This window comes from Hanamia caeni (assembly GCF_003721595.1).
In the GTDB taxonomy this organism is placed as follows: domain Bacteria; phylum Bacteroidota; class Bacteroidia; order Chitinophagales; family Chitinophagaceae; genus Ginsengibacter; species Ginsengibacter caeni.
The window spans coordinates 68,095-88,741 of sequence record NZ_RJJR01000006.1 but is presented as its reverse complement, the minus strand read 5'-3'; the positions used below and the strand labels follow the sequence as shown (position 1 = coordinate 88,741).

Below are 20,647 nucleotides of genomic sequence, written 5' to 3'. Positions count from 1 at the left end.
ATTTTTAATTCAGGCGAGAACTGCCTATACATAAATAAGGATCGATAGAATAAAAATAATCAACCTCGGCGGGAAGTTCGCCCAGTTCAATTTCCAGGCCACATTTGGTTTCCCTGATTTGCCAAAGAAACAGATCCCTTTGTGAAACGAAAATCTCAGGAAGCATTTCATTCAAAAGGCCGTTCCAGCAGGCGTCTTCTAACTGTTCTATTTCAGAAGCAGGCCGCGACCTGTCATTCATTTTTTGCCAGCACTGTCTTGAAGAAAATTTTGTTCCGCTTATCAGTAATATTTCCTGTTGTATAACTTTTTCCATGATTGACAAATTTTAGTTCCCATCTATAAGACTAAAAATGAAGTTCAAAAATTAATCCGAAAATAAAATCTTATGTTAATGAAAACGATCTGCCATGCAAGTTTATTTTAAATATTGCCGGAATTTCTTTAATTCAGCGATATCATTTGCAGAAAGTATTTCATTATTATCATATCTGGATTTCAAAAATAAAACTCTTTTGTGTTGGGGAAATTTACGTAAAATTTCATCAATGAGTTTGCCTGCCTCCGGATCTTTTTCAAAGAGCGGTGCGTTTTCGGGTAGTTCAGATTTTTGCCGAGTGGGCATTTTTTTAATGATGGATTCCAATGCCGCCAACCGCCCGGGCAATACACCATTAATCTTCGAAGCCTTATCATACAATCCCTGCAATTGCTTCTTACTTAGCCAACCTCTACGCTGGTACTGCTGGTAAATGCTTATCACAAATGAAGAAACAGGAAACGCAATAATGCAATCTTCAAGCAGCATATTAATGATGTCCAGTTTAGGTCTGTTTTGTTGCATGTTATCGGCTTTAAACAAAAATAAAGAATGACCCGGGATTTAATGGAACTAAAAACCCACCTTTTGCAAAGTGGGTTATTAAATGAATCGCAGGCGCAAAGCGCTTCTAATTAATATCTATACATCTCAGATTTGTAAGGTCCCTCTTTCGGAATATTTAAATAGGCACTTTGTTTGTCAGAAAGTACATCCAGTTCCACACCAATCTTTTTTAAATGTAACCGCGCAACTTTTTCATCAAGATGTTTGGGAAGCACATACACTTTGTTTTCATAATTTTCTGAATGTTGCCATAATTCCATTTGCGCCAAAACCTGGTTGGTAAATGAATTACTCATCACAAAACTGGGATGACCGGTGGCACAGCCTAAGTTTACCAAACGGCCTTCTGCCAGGATAATTACATCCTTTCCGTCCATCGTATACATATCAACCTGGGGCTTAATTGTATCCTTTGTATTTCCATAATTTTTGTTCAACCACGCAATATCAATTTCAATATCAAAATGCCCAATATTACAAACGATTGCCTTGTCTTTCATAAGTTTAAAATGATCGCCGGTAATCAAATCGCGACATCCTGAAGCCGTAACAATAATATCGGCTTCTTTAACGGCATCAATCATTTTCTTCACCTCATAACCATCCATGGCCGCCTGCAAAGCACATATAGGATCGATTTCAGTAACAATCACTCTTGCCCCTGCGCCGCGCAAACTGGCAGCAGAACCTTTTCCTACATCACCGTATCCGCCCACCACAGCCACTTTCCCGGCCATCATAATATCAGTAGCTCTTCTAATGGCATCTACCAAACTTTCTTTGCAACCATACTTATTATCAAATTTTGATTTGGTGACTGAGTCGTTGATGTTGATGGCAGGAATAGGCAAAGTACCTTTTTCCATTCTTTCATACAACCTGTGGACGCCGGTAGTAGTTTCTTCAGATAAACCTTTGATATGCTGAATCAATTCAGGGTATTGATCAAAAACCATATTCGTGAGGTCGCCGCCATCATCCAAAATCATATTCAGCGGGCGATCCTCGCTACCGAAAAATAATGTTTGTTCGATGCACCAATCTGCTTCTTCCTGTGTTTCTCCCTTCCAGGCAAATACACCAATTCCCTTTGCTGCAATGGCCGCCGCCGCCTGGTCCTGAGTTGAGAAAATATTACATGAGCTCCATTTTACTTCTGCGCCTAATTCAACCAGGGTTTCGATAAGCACAGCCGTTTGAATGGTCATGTGAAGACAACCCGCAATGCGTGCGCCTTTCAAGGGCTTTGAGTTTCCGAATTCTTCGCGAAGCGACATTAAGCCCGGCATTTCTGCTTCGGCTAAATTGATTTCTTTGCGACCCCAATCGGCAAGACTAATGTCTTTTACTTTATACTTAAGGTCAAAATCAATCTTATCTTTTGTAGTTGATGGCATAATTATTTTTTTTTTTTTGATTTTTTTAAATCGCAAATTTAACGAAATCAGAATAAAATACTAATACCTTTAAAGACTTTAGGATATATTTGAAGTAAACTGAAGATAAAAAGAATAAAATAGCAATCTTACATGAAATCTCAATTGAAAAAAGAAAAATTGATTATTCCCGATTATCAACCAGATAAAAAAGATTTGTTGATTTTGAAACTGCTCCAGCAAAATGCGCGCGTAACAGTAAAAGAGATTTCCGAAAAAATTCATTTAAGCACGACTCCTGTACATGAAAGAATCAAACGGATGGAAGAGTCGGGAATTATAAAACAATATGCGACGCTTGTTGATAACCGTAAAGTGAAAAAATCCTTGATGGTAATCTGTTATGTTTCGCTGAAGGAGCATGGTAAAAAGGCTGGAGAAAAATTTATTAAAGTGATCAATAACCTGAATGAAATCATCGAATGCTTCAGCATCTCAGGCGAGTTTGATTTTATGCTGAAGGTACTCTGTGAAGATATGAATGCGTATTATGATTTCCACGTCAATAAATTAAGTGAGATTGAAAATGTAGGGCATATCCAAAGTATTTTTGTGATGGGCGTCATCAAACAGACTCACCAGGTGGTATGGGAAGAGTGAGTCCTTTAAAATCAATTTTTTATTTATGATAACTCTGCCAAGTGTATGAACTAAAAGCTTGGTCCGGGCTGATCGGTTCTGGAATTTAATGAGTATACGCCAATCAATTCATCAGCCCGCCCAATGAAAGGTTTGTAATAAACTAAAATTGTATAAACATTCTCCGTTTCGAAATAATTTCCATCTAAATCAATACGGACGGAAGGATTGCTTTTATCAACCGCTATGTAAGTATAATCATAATACCCTTGTTTAAGCAACAAATGCGTTTCGTACAAAGATTTTTCAGGATTAAATTTCATTTTAAGGCTATCTATGTAATTATAATTGGTCAACTGGCCGAATAAATAAATATCATTATTCGTGTATGGCTGACCGTTAGGTGGCGCAAATGAAAAATATACTGTCGCGTAATCTCCTTCATAAAAAGGATTTATTCCACGAATAGCTTCAATAGTTGACAGGCCGTTCAAATCGCGATAATACACATATCGTTGTGTGGATAAAGGAATATCTGATCTTAAAAAAATATCGGTTGAATTCTTATTATAATTTGCAGTGGCAACGCGGTCGCTCTGTAAATGAAAATCCCTAACATCCAGCCATCGCCACTCTTTGCCCGCGCCAAAAAGTCCAGTATTCGGAGTATTGTATTCTAACGAGTTGCCGCGAATAAACGCAGGCTTTAGATTAGTGATAGCGTTATCCCACCTGTAATTTTGAAGCAGTACCACACTTATTTGCTGCGGAGCGCTGAATGATTGCAATGCCTTCACATCCACAGAAAAATCTACCTTTTGATGCGTATTAAAATATTCAGGCGAAACAGGTTTCACCACTCTTGCAGTTATGGTTGCTTTGGTATCTACAACCATCAGTCTCTTTGTAAAGGCAATTTGCGACGTGTCATTATTAATATATACTTTAAGAATATAATTTCCCGAGCGTGTAGGATACATTGATTGGTCGGGCAAAACAACTTCATAATGAGTATAACGGATATGAGCTATAGACGAAAAGCGATACTTCGTAATCCGCTGTTGGGTAAACCCTTTTAAATAATCAAATTGCCCCAGGTTTGATGGTGTCCAATCGCTGTTACAAAGCTGGTAAGTGTAATAGTAATATTTTACATCGGCATCCAGATCATCAAATTGCAACTGAAGCGCATCATTGCCCTTTAAATGAATTACCGGAATAGTAAGCTGGTTGCCGGTTGTGTAAAGCCTCACCGTTTTAATATTACTGTTATAAATGCTGTCAGGATTCAGGGCCGACAAGCGATTGCTCGCCGCAATAAAAAGGAATATAAAAACAACTTTCAGTGATTTCATTTAAATATTTTAAAAAAAATTAGTTTTACAAAAATCAAATTTAGGTCTTTTGAATGTCTCATCATTTATAGCAGGGCGGATTGCCTTTAACAAACAGAAAACCTTCTCACGCTTTATTATTGGCCTGGCGATAACGGCTACGATGATTAGTGTCGCAGTTATGATAGTGGCTTTGAGTTTCGTAAATGGATTTCAAAATGTGATTAGCAATAAAGTTTTCAGCTTTTGGGGACACATCCGGGTTCAACAAAATGTTTTAACACAGGCTAATATTGCGGAAGAGACACCAATCGAACGAAACGATACATTGGAAACCTTTCTGAAAAATTTGCCCGAGGTAAAAAGTGTGGCGCGGTACGCCACCAAGTCTGCTATTATCAGATTTAAAGATGATATTGAAAGTGTGTTGATGAAAGGAGTGGACAGTAGTTTTGATTTTAAAAGGTTAAACTCTTTTTTGCAAAGCGGCAAATGGATTTCATTTACCGACAGCAGCTACAGCAAAGACATTGATATTTCCGCTTACACCGCCAAACAGTTAGAGGCAAGCGTGGGTGATAGTGTAATTATATTATTCATTCAAAATAATGGAACCCAGCGCGCCCGGAAATTAAAAATCGCAGGAATCTATAAAACAGGCATTGATGAATATGACCATAATTTTTGCATCGGTGATATAAAATTAATTCAACGTCTGAACGACTGGAATGCGAACGAAATAGGCGGATACGAAATTTTTTTGAAGGACTATAAGCAAACGGATGCAGTCAACAATTATTTATATGATTCTGACCAATTGCCGGGAAGATGGTATAGCAAAACCATCGAAGAAATATATCCTAATATTTTCGACTGGCTTAATTTACAGGGAAGAATCAAAAGTATTTTATTGGTAATAATGATTGTAATAGCGGTGGTCAATTTGATTACCTGTCTTATAATTCTTGTTTTAGAAAGAACAACAATGATTGGCATCCTAAAAGCTATTGGCGCAAAAAATTTTACCATACAAAAAATTTTCCTGTACAATACAACGATTATCGCATTCACCGGGGTAATTGCCGGAACTATCTTAGGCCTCGGAATATGTTACCTGCAACAGTGGACCGGTTTTATCAAGCTTGACGAAGAGGCTTACTTTATGAGTGAGGCCCATGCAGATATTGTGTGGTGGCAAGTGGTAGCTGTTGATATTGGTACGTTGATAATTTGTTTTATGATGCTCATTATTCCTTCATTGCTTATCAGAAAAGTACAACCCGTGAAAGCTATAGAATTCCGCTAAAAAAACAGAATAAAAATATTCACTTTTTGTTTGTTTACTTATCCAACTGATACATGTAAAAATGGTTTTGGCAGGATTTGTGTAATTGTGCAGATTAACCAACATAGTATTTTATGAAAAAAAATTTCGTAGTGGTTATGACCTTGTTCTTAACTACTTTTTTATGGTGTTGCACATCTTCTAAAAACGCTACCAACCTAAAACCCAACAGGAGTCATCTTTCAGGAACGTGGACTCTTTCAAATATTGATGTAAAAATGCCTGCGGCATATAAGGTGTCCACGGTTTTTGATGAAGCGCCCTTTAATGATTTTAAAGAAAGTACCTGGAATTTAATAAAAAACGGTAATGGTTCGTTCACCCTGACTAATGGAACCAAAGAAAATATTTACTGGGGTGTAGAAGGTAAGGGAGATAATGCACAGTTTGTGTTTAAGAAACTTAATGGAATGAAACCAAGAAACGTGGAAAGTGGCTTCAAATTAGACTTAGGGCCGATTAGCAGTAATAGTTTTTCAGCCACTTCAAACATAAATGCCGGCAGCGACAGTACAGGGACAATAACTTATTTTTTTACAAAAAAATAAAAAGCAGTTTTTCCTAAGACGTGTTTACTAACCCAGGAAAAGGCCTGTAAAAAAGGCCTTTTTTTTAATGAGAAAAAAATATTTCCGGATATTAACACTAAATAATATTCACTTCCCTTTCCAAAGAAATTCCAAACTTTTCTTCAACAGAAATTTTGATTGCTTCACTTAAATCATAAATTTCTTTGCCTGTTGCATTTGCATAATTCACCAGCACTAAAGCCTGCTTGCTGTAGCAGCCTGCATCTCCGTTTCTATATCCTTTCCATCCACAATTTTCGATCAGCCATCCTGCGGGAATTTTATAATTATTTTCATCGATTTTATAAACAGGCATTTTAAGATCTTCGAAAGATGTAGTTATAGCATCCACTTCTTTTTTTCTTACCAAAGGGTTTTTAAAAAAGCTCCCTGCATTTCCAATCATTGAAGGATCTGGCAATTTAGAAGTACGTATGCTGATTACCGCATCAGAAATAGCTTTGATAGTCACGTTATCCACTTTCATTTTTTCCAATTCCTCTTTAATTGCGCCATAAGAAATATTATAATCCGGATTTTTTTTTAACTGATAAGTAACGTTCAAAATGGCAAATTGATTTTTATACTTGTTTTTAAAAACACTGTCCCTGTATCCAAAATTGCAATCCATCGCATTAAATTTTTGGATGAACTTTTCATGCAAATGCAATGCTTCCAATTCATAAAAAACATCTTTAATTTCAACTCCATAAGCGCCTATGTTTTGCATAGGAGAAGCGCCCACATTTCCCGGAATCAATGAAAGATTTTCTACGCCTCCAAAATTATTATTCACACAAAACGTTACAAAAGAATGCCACGAAACCCCTGCCCCGGCGCGAACAAACACAAATTCATCATCCGTATGCATAATATCAATTCCGGGAATTTCATTTTTTAAAATGAAGCCATCAAAATTTTTCGTAAACAAAATGTTACTTCCTCCACCAAGAATTAATCGTTTTTCACCAGGTTGTATTTTTAATAATTCCTGCAATTCTTCCGCTGAAGAAAAGGATGAAAAAAATTTTGAAAATACATTAATACCAAACGTATTTAATTTTCGTAGTGGATAATTTTGATGAACTTGCATAAATTTAAAATTAAGGGCAAAAATTGAAACAATGAAAGATGGTATAGCAGTTGTTTTGGGAGCGTCAGGTTTAACCGGTGGTCTGCTCGTGCGGGATTTGATAAACGATCCGGATTTTAAAATTGTCAGAACGCTTGGAAGAAATCATCTTGAAATCTCGCATCCCAAATTGGATCAGCGCATCGTTAATTTTAATGATAAAGAAGATTTTAAAATAAAAATGGGAGAAGGAGATGTAATCTTTTCGTGCATAGGAACCACACAGAAAAAAGTAAATGGCGATAAAGTGATGTATGAAAAAATAGATCATGATATTCCTGTAAATGCAGCAGCAATAGGCATCCGGCAGCAATTCAAAAAATTTTTAATTATATCATCTGTAGGAGCAAATGAAAGTTCGTCGAATTTTTATTTGCAACTGAAAGGCAAAATAGAAAATTCACTGAAACAATTTCCGTATGAAAGCATTAGCATCTTTCGACCCTCTTTATTGAACGGCGTGAGAAAAGAAAGCCACTTTAAGGATCTACTTGCACAAACACTTATGGATCTTTTTTCATTCATATTTCTCGGCCCGCTTAGAAAATATCATGCGATTGGCGCGAACACTGTAGCTAAAGCAATGATATATGAAAGCAAAAAAAATAAAAAAGGAATCTGCTATTTCGATTATGAACAAATAATGGATATGGCAAGAGAGTATAAATCAGAACTTGAAGAAATTTTTCAGAAGATAAGCTCAAACCAACAGCAGAGCAGCAAATAAAACAAATTTAAATTCCGGCTAATTATAATGGATCCACATCAGGGATAAAGATTACGTTCCTGAATTTTTTTTCAGCCTTAATAAGATCAATATGATTCCTGATTACCTTTTTTTGGTTTACCAGATTTTTGGAATCCTTTTCGAGCTTTAGTAAAATTTCCATTAAATATTTATTGCGTATACGGTTTATAACAGGTGCAGCAGGGCCCACAAGATGTCTAAAATCTTTTTCGAGATTGCGGCTTAAGATTTCCGCAGCTTCAAAAGCCAATTCTTTAGTGGAATGTTTTATTATTATGCTCACGAGCCTGCTAAATGGCGGATAAAAAAACTGTTTTCGCATGGCTACTTCATAATTATAAAATTTTTCATAATCGTGTTGTTGCACAAATAGCAATACCGGATGATCAAGCTTTGATGCCTGGATTAACACCAGCCCTTTTTCAGCTTTTCTGCCTGCCCTGCCGCTCACCTGCTCCATTAACTGAAATGCTCTTTCATTTACCCTGAAATCCGCAAAAGATAATAATCCATCTGCGTCCAAAATACCAACGAGGCTTACATTTTCAAAGTCAAGCCCTTTCGCTACCATCTGTGTTCCCGCCAAAATATCAATCCTGTGCTGCTCAAAAAGTTTGATTAAAGTATCATGCGCATTTTTCCCTTTTACCGCATCAACATCCATTCTTGCAATTCTGTAAGCAGGAAAGTCATTCGCAAGTTCTTCTTCAACTTTTTCGGTGCCAAAATTTTTCTCCATCCAGTTTACGCTTCCACATGCAGGGCATGAAACTGGCTTGGGATAAGTGTTACCACAATAATGGCAATGTAATTTGTTGGAGTATTTATGCAATGTAAGCGTCACAGAACAATTCTGGCATTTAGGAATAAATCCACAAGTACCACAAATAAGCAATGGCGAATATCCTCTTCGGTTTTGAAAAAGTATAACCTGCTTGTCACTTTGCAATGTTATTTCGATTTGTGCTTTTAATTGCGGCGAAATCATGACTTTGCCTTTTTTTGACGCGGCTACAGTTTTCGTATCAATAATTTTTATTTCGGGCAATTGGCTTCCACCAAATCTTTCATTTAGATTAACCAATGCATATTTATCTTTTTGCGCATTAAAATAGCTTTCTAAAGAAGGCGTAGCACTTCCCATTAAAACTTTCGCTTTAAAAACAGAAGCATAAAACACAGCAGCATCGCGAGCATTGTACCTGGGCGCCGGATCTTGCTGTTTAAACGAAGAGTCATGTTCTTCATCAATTACAATCAATCCTAAATTTTTAAAAGGCAGAAATAAAGCGCTTCTGGCACCGAGGATAATTTTCAGTTCGCCGGTTTTTATTTTATTCCAGATTTCAATGCGCTCATTATTATTAAACTTTGAATGATAGATAGCAATGTTTCCACCAAAATGAAATTGCAGTCGCCTGATAATCTGAGCAGTCAAAGTTATTTCCGGCAGCAGATATAATACTTGCTTACCATCACCAGCAAATTTTTCAATCTGCTTTACATATAGTTGAGTTTTGCCGCTGCTGGTGATTCCATGCAAAAGACAAACTTCTTTATTTGAAAAGGCCCGGTTTATTTCATTGAGTGCATTTTGCTGAGAAATGTTTAAATCAAAATTGACATTCATTTTCAGCGGAAGCGATGGCAAGCGATCGATGCTTCTTTTTTCAACCAACAAAACTTTTTTATCTACAAGGCTTTTTAACTGAGATATAGTAGCACCGGATTTCTTTAGCAATTTTGATTGAGACACTTCTCCTTCTGTTTTTAAAAAATGCAGAAAGCTCAGCAGCAACTCTAACTGTTTAGGCGCTTTGGTCATATCGTTCATCAAAGCGTTCAGCGATTCATCGGAAGAAAATTCAGGATTTAGTAAAACAAAGTTTTCTTTCTTCACTTTAAACTTGTCTGTAAATTCTTCCCATACAAAACAAATTCTTTTATCGATCAATTTTTTAATTAAAGGATAGACATGTGTAATACCGGCAATTTGCTGCACTTCTGATGTCTTGAGTTCCTTTTTTAAAAGCAAAGCTTCCGCTACCAAATATTCTTCATCATCAAGATTGGAAAAATCCTCTCCACACTCTTCATTAAATACCAGGATAGTTTCACTGCTAAGCTTTAAATGAGCAGGTAAGGCCGCCGCCATCACCTCTCCTTCAGAACACATATAATAATCGCTGAGCCATTTCCATAACTGTAACTGTTGCGGATAAATTATGGGCTCATCGTCTATGACATTTAAAACATCTTTTGTCCCGAAAGAAGGAGCTTCATTCAAAACTGATTTTATAATTCCAGAATATTTTTTATTTTTTCCAAATATCACTTCAACGCGGCATCCCGTTTTTATTTTGGTAAGTAAAGTTTCAGGAACAGAATAGGTGTAAGTTGTAGGTAAAGCCAAAGGCAATATTACTTCTACCCAGGCAGAAGAAATTTTTTCGTTTTCGAAAAGATTTTGCGTATTTGGATTTTCGGAAATCATTATTGCAAATATATCAAGAGCGGCCCACAAGACTATTTCTGAATCCAGGTTGCTTTATATTCAATCAATGCCGTTTCCATTTGGTGAAAAATCTTTTTTTTCAATTCCGGCAAATCATGCAGAGAAAGACCTGTTGTATCAGTTGGTTCTAAGAATACACTGCGGCACTTTCCGGGATTCAAAGAAAATATTGATTTATAGCTAAGCCGGTCATAGGTATCTAAAAATAAAACAGGCAATATTGGCTTTTGGGTTTCTATAGCTATACGAAAAGCGCCGTCATAAAATGATTTTAATGGGCGATGAGAAGTATTAAAGGTTCCTTCGGGACAGATAAACACTGATATTTTTCTACGAAGAAATTCAATTAATTCATTGATGCTTCTTAAGCGGTTCTTCACACTTGACCTGTCAACGGAAACAGTTCCTCTTTTATAAATAGCACCAAAAATGGGTATTTTAGTCATTTCTGCTTTGCCTAATATTCTTATTTTTCTTTTCCTAATCACTTTCATCATCATCACAATATCCAAATAGGAAATATGGTTGCTCACAAAAATATATTCTTCATTCATCTTATAGGTTGGCCTTCCAACATTATAATAAGATATACCGGTCATGACGAAAAATGCATCTGCCCAAAATCTACAGACCCGGTAAATTATGTTGCCGCCCCGTATGGATTCCTGCATAAATGCATACAGAAATAAAGGCATCAGGATTAACATCCATATCAAGAAAATCGCAAAACCATAAATAGTAAACAAAAAAAGTAAAAGCTTTCTTAAAATTCGCATGTAAGGTTTTATAGCTGCGAAAATAAAAAAGCCAACCAAACCTGCAAAAAGCAAAGTCGATAACCGTTGAATAACAACACATTATGCAAAAACACAAAAAACTCCTGTTTTAAGTAAATTTAGGTTTAAAATTTGCCCGAAATTGTCTTACATTTGCACTCCAAAAATTGGAAAATATGTTTGCAATAGTTAAAATCGCCGGTCAACAATTTAAAGTTACACCAGGCCAGAGTTTATATGTACCTCACCTTGCTGGTAAACAAGGCGATGAAGTAGAATTTTCGGAAGTACTTCTTCATGATAATGACGGAAAGATTTCTATTGGTGGCGACACAAGTGTAAAAGTGAAAGCTGAAATATTGAATGAATTGGTGAAAGGAGAAAAAGTAATTGCTTTTAAAATGAAAAGAAGAAAAGGATTCAGGAAAAAGCATGGCCACCGCACTCAATATACCCACATTAAAGTAACAGGAATTGCATAAGCAATTCTAAGGATGAAAATAAAATTTCATTCTCATTATAATAAATTTTTAATCGAAGAACAATGGCACATAAAAAAGGTGAAGGCTCAGTAAAAAACGGACGCGATTCACAAAGCAAAAGACTAGGCGTAAAAATTTTTGGTGGCCAGGCCGCAACATCAGGAAATATTATTCTTCGCCAACGCGGCACAGTTTATCATCCCGGAAAAAATGTAGGACTTGGTAAAGACTTTACCATCTTTGCAACTGCTGATGGAGTAGTTGAATTCCGCAAAACAAAAGGAGATAAAACTATCGTTTCTGTCACTGCCACAGAAGTTAGTGCATAAAAAAAATTCAAATAAGTTTTGGCAGTTGACAAAATGTTTTTAATTTTAGTTTTTATTTACTAACAATTAAATTCTAAAAACATGGCAACTGCAAAAAAAGCCGCTCCTAAAAAAGCTGCTGTAAAAAAAGCCGCGCCTAAGAAGGCTGCTCCAAAGAAGGCTGCTCCTAAAAAAGCCGCCCCTAAAAAAGCAGCTCCTAAGAAGTCCGCCGCTAAAGCTGCTCCTAAGAAAGCCGCTCCTAAAAAAGCAGCTCCTAAAAAGGCAGCTCCTAAGAAAAAATAATTTTTATTTTTCTTACGATATTTAAAGTCCCGTTTACCGGGACTTTTTTTATTAAATTAATTTGATGTAACTGAGTATACAAAAGGCTTTCGGCACATCAGCAACCTACCCACTCTTATCAGGTCTTCGTTCGAAAGCAGGAATATTATTATTTTTAAAGTATGAGTAATAAAGAAATCGCCAGCCAGTTTTCCTTGCTTTCACAACTGATGGATATCCATGGAGAAAATTCTTTTAAATCAAAAACCTATTCAATTGCTGCCTACAAAATTTCTCAACTAACGGTTGACCTATACACGTTTTCTGAAAAGGAAATTGCTCAAGTCAGCGGTATCGGTGAAGCGATCGCAAAAAAAATAATTGAGATCATTTCCACGGGAACAATGAAAATTTTAAAAAATTTGATTCTCATAACTCCTCCGGGCATTTTTGAAATGTTAAAAATAAAAGGAATCGGGCCAAAAAAAATTGCAGTTATCTGGCGCGAAATAGGCATCGAAAATATCGGTGAGCTCTTATATGCCTGCTCGGAAAACAGGCTTTTGCTTTATCCGGGTTTTGGGAAAAAAACACAGGCAAATGTGAAGGAGGCTATCGAGTTTTATTTAAGCCAACAAGGCAATTATTTATATGCCCAGGTGGAGTTGCTGGCAAACGAATTGGTTGCATTTTTTAAAAAATTATTCAAAGGAAAAAAAATTATGATAACGGGTGAATTTTCACGCCAGGCAGAAACTGTAGATTCGCTGGATTTTGTTATCACCACTTCAGCAGAAAAAATAATTGAAACTATCTATGATTTGACTGAGTTCAAATTGCTTCAGAATAATAGCAATTTGATTTCTTATCAATACAATGAAGGCATTGTGGTAAACATTTATCCGGCATCAGGTACAAACTTTATCAAAGAGGTTTTTGAAACAACCGGTTCCTCTGAGTTTTACTCCTTTTTCATAAATAATTTTCCCGCTATCAAGTTTGAAGATGTTAAGAATGAAAAAGAATTATTTATCCGCGCCGGCATTCAATATATTCCACCCTTTTTAAGAGAATCTAAATCAATAATCCAGGTTGCCAAAGGATTTAATATTCCAATAATTATTCAACCAGGCGATATCAAAGGAATTATTCATTGCCATAGCAACTGGAGCGATGGTGTCAATTCAATTGAGCAACTGGCAGCTGCCGCTATTGAAAGGGGGAAGGAATACCTGGTGATGAGTGATCATAGCAAAACTGCAACTTATGCAAATGGATTAACAGAACAAAGGGTAAAAGAACAACATGCTTTTATTGATTCTTTAAATAAAAAATTAGCGCCTTTCAAAATTTTTAAAAGCATTGAAAGCGATATTTTGAATGATGGAAGCCTGGATTATAGTAACTCTGTTTTGTCCACCTTTGACCTTGTAATAGCCTCTGTGCATTCGAATCTTAAAATGAACCAGGAAAAAGCAATGACGCGGTTGCTGAAAGCTATTGAAAATCCTTACACTACCATTCTTGGCCACATGACGGGAAGATTGCTTCTTAGCAGAAACGGATTTCCTGTTGACTACAAACTTATAATCGATGCATGCGCTGCCCATAATGTTGTTATCGAAATAAATGCGCATCCCCGAAGGCTGGATATGAGATGGCAGTGGATTGAATATGCACTTTCCAGGAATGTGCTACTTTCTATTGACCCTGATGCGCATTCTATACCGGAATTTGAAAATACCAGGTATGGGGTATTGGTTGCGCAAAAGGGAATGCTAACCGCAGAAAATAATCTTTCCAGTTTTGATAGGGAAAAATTTGAAAACTATCTTAGAAAACGAAAATAAAAATTCGATGTTTTTACAGGTTTACTACAAAACTAAATACGTGTATCCTTAACCGTTATGCAGGCTGCCAGGCATAATTACTGATTACAGGCAGTTCAACATAAAAGCAGGTCCATTCACCTTCTTTTGTATCAAACCAGATGCGGCCATTTAAGGTCTCCACAATTCCCTTACACATTGCAAGTCCAAGGCCAGTTCCGGAAGTTTTTGTGGTGAAGTTGGGGGCAAATATTTTATTCACCATATCTGCGCGGATTCCGTTACCATTATCTTTAATTGAAATAATTATCTTGTCATCATTCAGCTCACTTTTAATATCCAATGCCACCTGCCTGTGATCAGGAACTGACTGAACTGCATTTTGCAAAAGATTTGTAAACAAACGGTTGATTTGGGTTTTATCCGCTTCAATCATAACTTCCAGCGGATAAAGCTCAGCATTTACAATTACTTCATCATTTGTAGAATATAATGTAATGGAATTTTCAAGCATTTGATTCACATCGAATATCTGATTTTTCGTATTGCCAATTTTGGCGAATTGTGCAAAATCGCCGGCTATTTGCGACAAATGATCGATTTGCTCAAGTAAAATTCCTGCTACATATAAAGAAATATTTTTCACTTCAGGAGAATTCTTTTCAATCGCCATCTGCAAATATTGAAGATTCAATTTCATCGGGGTAAGAGGATTTTTTATTTCATGCGCCACCTGCCTTGCCATTTCGCGCCATGCGCCCTCACGCTCGCTACGGGCAAGCATTTTGGCGCTCACATCCAGTTTTCTTACCATCTTGTTATATTCTTCTACCAGCTCCCCTATTTCATCTTTGCGGTTCCAAACAATTTCCTCATTTCCCGTTTCCAGATTTATCTTTTTCATTTTATCACTTATCAAAGAAAAAGAATGAGTAATACTATTAGTAATAAAAAGCGCAATGATGCCTGCTATCAGAAAGATAAATGCATTTAAGTTGATAATGGTGACCAGGAAATTGGAAATTTCATCCTGCAGTTTATTCTGCGATTCAAAATAAGGGATATTAATATACGCATATTCTTTTCCGGATTCATTTCTTACGGGCACATAATTATTTAAGTAATTAAGGCTGCCAATATTTTGCTCCTGGAAATATTGAACATCTTTCAACTTATTCAAATGATAAAAAGCAACCGGATCCATTTTTTCGCTCACAATTCCTTTGTTATAAGGCAACGGAACGGACGATACCTTAAGGTTCCCGGATAAATCGTAGACATTTAAATCAGTGGCGTGCACGTTTGAAATTTTATTAATGGTTTCAGCAAGCTTATTACCAGACAAGCTATCCAGCGCTACCAATTGATAATTATTGATGGGCATTGTATCGATTGAACTTCGAAGTTCATTTTCCATAACATGGATTGTACGGCTTAATTTTTCGCGGTTGTTACTGTGGTAGCGATTGATAAAAAACAGGATAGTGGTAGTGGCAATAACTATAAATGAAAAAACGCTGATTAAGATTATAGTGCCATGAACCTGTGTCCTGATATTAAATTGAAATAAAGATTTAACGCTTGAATTGGTTAATCTTTCGGTAAGAAAATGATGTGCAAGATTAAAGAAAAGAGCGATGATTAAAAACGAGCAAAATAACCAGGCAAACAGGGTAACTGATTCAACAAAAAACCTATCCTGGCGGGCAATTACAATTACTTTATCAGCGTTGGCCTTGTACCATAATTCTTCATAGCCGTTTTTATTTACAATTCTGAATTCATTATAGGTAAAATCGTTATTATCAATATTAGTAGTGAACGGATAGTCGTTGTAGCTGGTGCTTAGCTTATTATTATTATAAACTGCGAAAGCATATACCGGCGAGCTTTCAATTGAATTGTTGTTCCCCTTTGAAAACAACTCTGGATACAAGGCATCGCTTTTATATCTTTTAGGTTTTGAAATAATAAAAACATATCCAAGCTTTAAACCGTCAGCGTTCGTGACTTTCTTTTTACTTATATAATTAAACCTGTCGTAAGAAATATCGTAATAAAAAAGATCGGGGATATCTGTTGGCTGGCCCTGTGTTTGTATAATAGCATTCAGTGCATTGAAAGTGGTTGAATCCTCATTATACAAAGGCATTTCCGCCGCATTAAACGTATAAATCCTCGTATCATATTTATCAAGATAACCTGAAAAATTTTCGTTGATAAGACTATCTTTCAAATACCTGTTTTCGAAAGGATCTTTAAAGCGTGAGAAAATATTAGCGAGGTAATCGTTAGTAAAATCCTTCAGGATAATACTTACAATTACGGGACCCGATGGATCGGCTTTGTTGGCGAGGTTTTCAGCAAAGTGCTTTCGGTCTTCCAATTCCTTAGCCCTGTTTTGCAGCACTATGATGGCCGTAATGGACACAGAAAAGAAGAAAACCCAAAAAACAAATCTTGAGGAAACGAGATTGTAAACCTGCAATAAGAGGATACGAAAATTGAGAAGGAAGATTAGAGCAAGAAGCCAGATAAGTGTTGCAAGATTAAAACTTAAATGATCTGAATGAAAGTCGAGCGTTAAAAAAACCAGGCAAACGATGGATAAAACGAGATACAACTGATATCTCTTTTCCCCGACAAAAATATTTAATGGCTGAAGCAATAACGTGATAAGAAAAAAATACCCTATAGCCACACAACTCAATACCAGAAAGCCAATAACGCTGTATATATTGATAGTAAAAAAGTTTATTACATCAAACGAGATCTGGGAATCTGCTACGAGGCTGCGGATGGTGAAGCTGCCAAGCAGAGTAATAGTCACCATCAGCGCACACACTAATATTATAGCACCAAACCTTACTGTTTCTGATTTGAATTTAATTTTTGAAAAATCATATTTAAAATGATATCTGACAAACAAAACCACCCAGATAAACAGGATTGAATTAATAAAAAGATCTCCAAGAGATTTTAATATAAAGTTGGCCCCATAAATCGAAGGATCAAACAATTCAAGATTACTAAAGTGTATTGGAACCGGAAACACATAACTTAAGCCCCTTAAGATAATAAGGGGAATCAGAAGCAATGCCAGTCCAGCCAAAAATCCATTTTTTTCTACATAATATGTGGCTAAGCGATGGACAAAAATTAAAATCAAAACTGAGGCAAGTATCCTTAATATCAATGCCAGCACATTATCATGCCCAACCGGATTTGTGGATTGTTTGAGATAAAATAACGTATTGTTCTCCTGGTCTTTTATCGCGTATTTAGTAGGTGTCATCGAAACGTCATACGCTTTCTCAATATTATTTTCTGCAACAAAAGTGTTATGCAAATATTTGTTCTGAATATAATAGTTCCACTTAACAGGAATAAGAAAAATAATTTTATAAAAATCCCCCGCAGGGCTTTGAAAGGTTTTTCTGTTGGTAACATACCATCCATTCAATAATTTTCGAAAGCCAACTCCGCTATCTTCATGTAAGACAAATGAATCAGGAGCGATAATCTGCGTGTTCCAGAAAATGGAAAATAATTTTTTGTTTTCAGGATTGATTTTGTAAATGAAAATAAAATAATTCTTGTCTACGACGGTTTGCAATTCATCCTCAGTATATTTTCCGCTGATGATTTTATTGATAAGGACTGAGTCGAAATAAAAATCATTGCTCTTACTCAATTTTGAGCTTATATCTTTTTGAATTGCTTTCTGGGCTGCATTCGACGGTGAGCTTCCACTCCAGTAATTATCCACGATAAATGCCAAAGTGAAAAGCCACGCCGAAGCGATTAACAAAAATGAATTTCTTTTCAGAAAATTATTATCCTTTAACCAATTCAAATCTGAGTATTTTGTTTTTTAATTTCATTCCAAACCGCGTCCATTTCCGGGAGTGTCATTTCAACTAAATCTTTACCGCGCTCCTGCACTATTTGCTCCATCCGGCGAAATCTGCTGATAAATTTTTTATTTGTTAGCTCGAGACAATTTTCTGCGTCCACATTTAAAAATCGCACATAGTTAATGATAGAAAAAAACAGGTCGCCAGCTTCCTCCTCTATGTCCTTCTGATTACCTGACTGAACTGCTTCCAAAAGCTCTTGCTGTTCCTCTTCAACCTTTTCCCAAACTTGCTCTTTCGTAGCCCATTCAAAACCCACCTGCTTCACTTTTTCCTGGATTCTCATGGCTTTTACCATAGCGGGCAATGAGTTGGGAACACCACTGAGAACAGACTTTTTACCTTCTTTTAATTTGATTTGTTCCCAATTTTTTTTCACATCTTCCTCATTATTTACGACTACATCTCCATAAATATGAGGATGCCTTTTAATTAACTTCCCGCAGATAGTGTCTATAACTTCCTGCAACGTAAATCTATTTTGCTCATTACCGATTTTTGAATAAAATACAATATGCAGTAACAAATCTCCAAGTTCTTCTTTAATAGCTACCCAGTTTTCTTCGGTAATTGCATCTGCAAGTTCGTATGTTTCCTCAATAGTTTGCTGCCTTAATGTGTGAATGTTTTGTTTCTTATCCCACGGACATTTCTCTCTCAATTCGTCCATTATTTCTACAAGACGGGTAATATCTGTTGGTGATTTCATGTATTAAAATTAATGTTGAAAACCGGTAATAAGAAAAACCGGTATATCTGTTTTATATTGAACCGTGCTAAAATATAGATTTTAAGGATAGCTTTCTAAAAAGTTATTAAATCAAGAAACGAAATCAACCGAAAAGGTTTTTGATAAATCAGGATAAAAATTATAGTGAACAAACAAATACGGCATTTTATTTATTTCCCAAATAAAATACGAAGGCGGGAACTATATAAAATCAGCTATATAATTTTTAAACTTATATCTAAACAGAAATATGGATGATTTGTCTGTTTACTGTTGGGTAGGTTGCTTTACTATCAGATGCATCTTTCGCCATCTTAGAAATATAACCAGTCAACAACAAGGCCTGGCATAATTCCCAATAAAACAATTAAGGCAGCAGTTAAAAGTAAAAGCCAGCCATAGGATGAGGAAATACGTATGTTTTCATTTATGCCCGCGACAGGTTCTTTGAAATACATGGCCTGTATTACTTTGAAATAATAAATGGCGCTGATAGCGGCGCAAATGACTGCAAAAATTACAAGCCACAGATGATGGCCGTTTTTCACGGCTGCCATTAAAACATAAAACTTAGCTGTAAAGCCCGCGGTTAAAGGGATGCCGGTGAGTGACAAAAGAAAAATAACCGCTGCAAAGGCAAGTAGAGGTTGTTTTTTGCCCAGGCCGTTAAAACCTTCAATGGAATAATCGGACAGGCTGATAACTACTGCAAAAATTCCTATTGTGGCGAGACTGTATGCAGCAGCATATAACAGCAAACCTTCTTTGGCAATATCATTCAATGCAAAAAGAGCAAACATCATGAAGCCCGCGTGTGAAATGCTTGAATAGGCAAGCATTCTTTTTACGCTAATTTGAAATACTGCTGTGACATTTCCAATTAATAAAGTTGCTGCAGTTATAATAACAATTAAAGTTTGCCACTGTTCCTGTATTTTGCCAAAAGAAGTTGAAAAAAGCCTGAAGAAGGCAATAAACGCAGCCACCTTAGCAACCGTCATCATGAAAGACGTAACCACTGAAGGAGCGCCATCATAGGCATCAGGGCCCCAGAAATGAAATGGCGCAGCAGAAACTTTAAATGCCATTGAAACCATTAGCAAAACCAGGCCGGCAGCTAACATTACAGAAAGATTTCCTTCACCCAAATTAATAGCATCAATATAAAAAGACCCAAGACTGTTACCTCCATAAATTAATGCGATTCCCATCAGCATAAGACCTGTAGAAAATGCGCCCATCAAAAAATATTTTAATGAAGCTTCATTTCCTTTCAGATTGCGCTTATCGCTGCCAGTAAGAATGTATAAGGGGATTGAGAGGATTTCTATACCAAGAAAGAGCAAGAGCAGTGTATTAAAGGAAGACAATATTGATACTCCGCAGAGCACAAAAAACATAAGGCAAAAATATTCGGAAACATGCTGCCCGATTTTCTCAAAATCTTTCCCGTTCAATAAAAAGAGAAGTAAAGTGCAGATAAATGCTATGGAATTAAAAACCAATCCAAATGAGTCGAAACGCAACATGCCCTTGGTATCAACATTGAAAAATGGATAGCCTAAAAATTCGAGGATATTGGCGGCAAGTATAATTAAAATGCCTGCAATAGCCCAGTATTTGGGTGTCGTGCTTTTTTTAAAAAACACGCCTCCAATCATCATTACCACTCCCCATAATGCACTTAAAATAATTGCGTTCATAATTTAATACCAACCGCCAAGGGCTTTTTATTTTATGGTTATATAAAAACTAATTCTTTCTCCGGGCTCAAAACTC

Annotated in this window: 18 protein-coding genes; 8 read left to right on the top strand and 10 right to left on the bottom strand. The window is 36.2% G+C overall.

Features of this window, described 5'->3' with window-relative positions:
• Window positions 1-4: 4 nt before the first annotated feature.
• The 3 genes from EFY79_RS09395 to ahcY form a co-directional block, all read right to left on the bottom strand.
• Window positions 5-316 (bottom strand): hypothetical protein, encoded by a 312-nt coding sequence (locus EFY79_RS09395; RefSeq protein ID WP_123120443.1) that lies wholly within the window; start codon window positions 314-316, stop codon window positions 5-7.
• Between the two features lie 102 nt (window positions 317-418).
• Window positions 419-844: a hypothetical protein gene (locus EFY79_RS09390; RefSeq protein ID WP_123120456.1), complete on the bottom strand. Its 426-nt coding sequence runs from the start codon at window positions 842-844 to the stop codon at window positions 419-421.
• Between the two features lie 110 nt (window positions 845-954).
• Window positions 955-2,283, bottom strand: a complete 1,329-nt coding sequence (ahcY, locus tag EFY79_RS09385; RefSeq protein WP_123120455.1) for an adenosylhomocysteinase — start codon at window positions 2,281-2,283, stop codon at window positions 955-957.
• 132 nt (window positions 2,284-2,415) lie between these two features.
• On the opposite strand from ahcY, the gene EFY79_RS09380 reads away from it, so the two are divergent.
• Window positions 2,416-2,922, top strand: a complete 507-nt coding sequence (locus tag EFY79_RS09380; protein ID WP_123120442.1) for an Lrp/AsnC family transcriptional regulator — start codon at window positions 2,416-2,418, stop codon at window positions 2,920-2,922.
• Between the two features lie 50 nt (window positions 2,923-2,972).
• On the opposite strand, the gene EFY79_RS09375 is transcribed toward EFY79_RS09380, so the two are convergent.
• Window positions 2,973-4,256, bottom strand: coding sequence for a type IX secretion system plug protein (locus EFY79_RS09375; protein WP_123120441.1), 1,284 nt, complete (start codon window positions 4,254-4,256; stop codon window positions 2,973-2,975).
• A gap of 49 nt (window positions 4,257-4,305) precedes the next feature.
• On the opposite strand from EFY79_RS09375, the gene EFY79_RS09370 reads away from it, so the two are divergent.
• Together EFY79_RS09370 and EFY79_RS09365 are read left to right on the top strand one after the other, a co-directional pair.
• The gene (locus EFY79_RS09370) at window positions 4,306-5,541 is read left to right on the top strand and encodes an ABC transporter permease (RefSeq protein ID WP_123120440.1); all 1,236 of its coding nucleotides are present in this window, start codon (window positions 4,306-4,308) and stop codon (window positions 5,539-5,541) included.
• A 113-nt stretch (window positions 5,542-5,654) separates the two neighbouring features.
• A complete protein-coding gene (locus EFY79_RS09365) occupies window positions 5,655-6,128 on the top strand; it encodes a hypothetical protein (protein ID WP_123120439.1) in 474 nt (157 codons plus the stop codon).
• Window positions 6,129-6,225: 97 nt separating this feature from the next.
• Here EFY79_RS09365 and murB read toward each other — a convergent pair whose 3' ends face one another.
• Complete coding sequence (murB, locus tag EFY79_RS09360) at window positions 6,226-7,242, bottom strand: UDP-N-acetylmuramate dehydrogenase (protein WP_123120438.1); 1,017 nt, start codon at window positions 7,240-7,242, stop codon at window positions 6,226-6,228.
• 31 nt (window positions 7,243-7,273) lie between these two features.
• Here murB and EFY79_RS09355 point away from each other — a divergent pair, with 31 nt between their 5' ends.
• The gene (locus tag EFY79_RS09355) at window positions 7,274-8,008 is read left to right on the top strand and encodes an NAD(P)H-binding protein (RefSeq protein WP_123120437.1); all 735 of its coding nucleotides are present in this window, start codon (window positions 7,274-7,276) and stop codon (window positions 8,006-8,008) included.
• Window positions 8,009-8,030: 22 nt separating this feature from the next.
• Here EFY79_RS09355 and priA read toward each other — a convergent pair whose 3' ends face one another.
• Together priA and EFY79_RS09345 are read right to left on the bottom strand one after the other, a co-directional pair.
• Complete coding sequence (gene priA, locus EFY79_RS09350) at window positions 8,031-10,523, bottom strand: replication restart helicase PriA (RefSeq protein WP_123120436.1); 2,493 nt, start codon at window positions 10,521-10,523, stop codon at window positions 8,031-8,033.
• Between the two features lie 32 nt (window positions 10,524-10,555).
• Window positions 10,556-11,320 (bottom strand): lysophospholipid acyltransferase family protein, encoded by a 765-nt coding sequence (locus EFY79_RS09345; protein WP_123120454.1) that lies wholly within the window; start codon window positions 11,318-11,320, stop codon window positions 10,556-10,558.
• A 176-nt stretch (window positions 11,321-11,496) separates the two neighbouring features.
• Between EFY79_RS09345 and rplU the strand changes: the two genes are divergently transcribed.
• The 4 genes from rplU (at window position 11,497) to EFY79_RS09325 (ending at window position 14,242) form a co-directional block, all read left to right on the top strand.
• The gene (rplU, locus tag EFY79_RS09340) at window positions 11,497-11,802 is read left to right on the top strand and encodes a 50S ribosomal protein L21 (RefSeq protein ID WP_123120435.1); all 306 of its coding nucleotides are present in this window, start codon (window positions 11,497-11,499) and stop codon (window positions 11,800-11,802) included.
• Window positions 11,803-11,864: 62 nt separating this feature from the next.
• A complete protein-coding gene (gene rpmA / locus EFY79_RS09335; RefSeq protein WP_123120434.1) occupies window positions 11,865-12,131 on the top strand; it encodes a 50S ribosomal protein L27 in 267 nt (88 codons plus the stop codon).
• An 81-nt stretch (window positions 12,132-12,212) separates the two neighbouring features.
• Window positions 12,213-12,413 (top strand): hypothetical protein, encoded by a 201-nt coding sequence (locus EFY79_RS09330; RefSeq protein WP_123120433.1) that lies wholly within the window; start codon window positions 12,213-12,215, stop codon window positions 12,411-12,413.
• Between the two features lie 161 nt (window positions 12,414-12,574).
• Window positions 12,575-14,242 (top strand): DNA polymerase/3'-5' exonuclease PolX, encoded by a 1,668-nt coding sequence (locus tag EFY79_RS09325; protein ID WP_123120432.1) that lies wholly within the window; start codon window positions 12,575-12,577, stop codon window positions 14,240-14,242.
• Window positions 14,243-14,297: 55 nt separating this feature from the next.
• On the opposite strand, the gene EFY79_RS09320 is transcribed toward EFY79_RS09325, so the two are convergent.
• The 3 genes from EFY79_RS09320 to EFY79_RS09310 form a co-directional block, all read right to left on the bottom strand.
• Complete coding sequence (locus EFY79_RS09320) at window positions 14,298-18,077, bottom strand: sensor histidine kinase (RefSeq protein WP_123120431.1); 3,780 nt, start codon at window positions 18,075-18,077, stop codon at window positions 14,298-14,300.
• A complete protein-coding gene (mazG, locus tag EFY79_RS09315; RefSeq protein ID WP_123120430.1) occupies window positions 18,074-18,847 on the bottom strand; it encodes a nucleoside triphosphate pyrophosphohydrolase in 774 nt (257 codons plus the stop codon). The genes EFY79_RS09320 and mazG overlap by 4 nt, the downstream gene beginning before the upstream one ends.
• Window positions 18,848-19,182: 335 nt before the next feature.
• On the bottom strand, window positions 19,183-20,571 hold the full coding sequence (locus EFY79_RS09310; protein ID WP_123120429.1) for an NADH-quinone oxidoreductase subunit N: 1,389 nt from the start codon (window positions 20,569-20,571) through the stop codon (window positions 19,183-19,185).
• Between the last annotated feature and the right edge of the window lie 76 nt (window positions 20,572-20,647).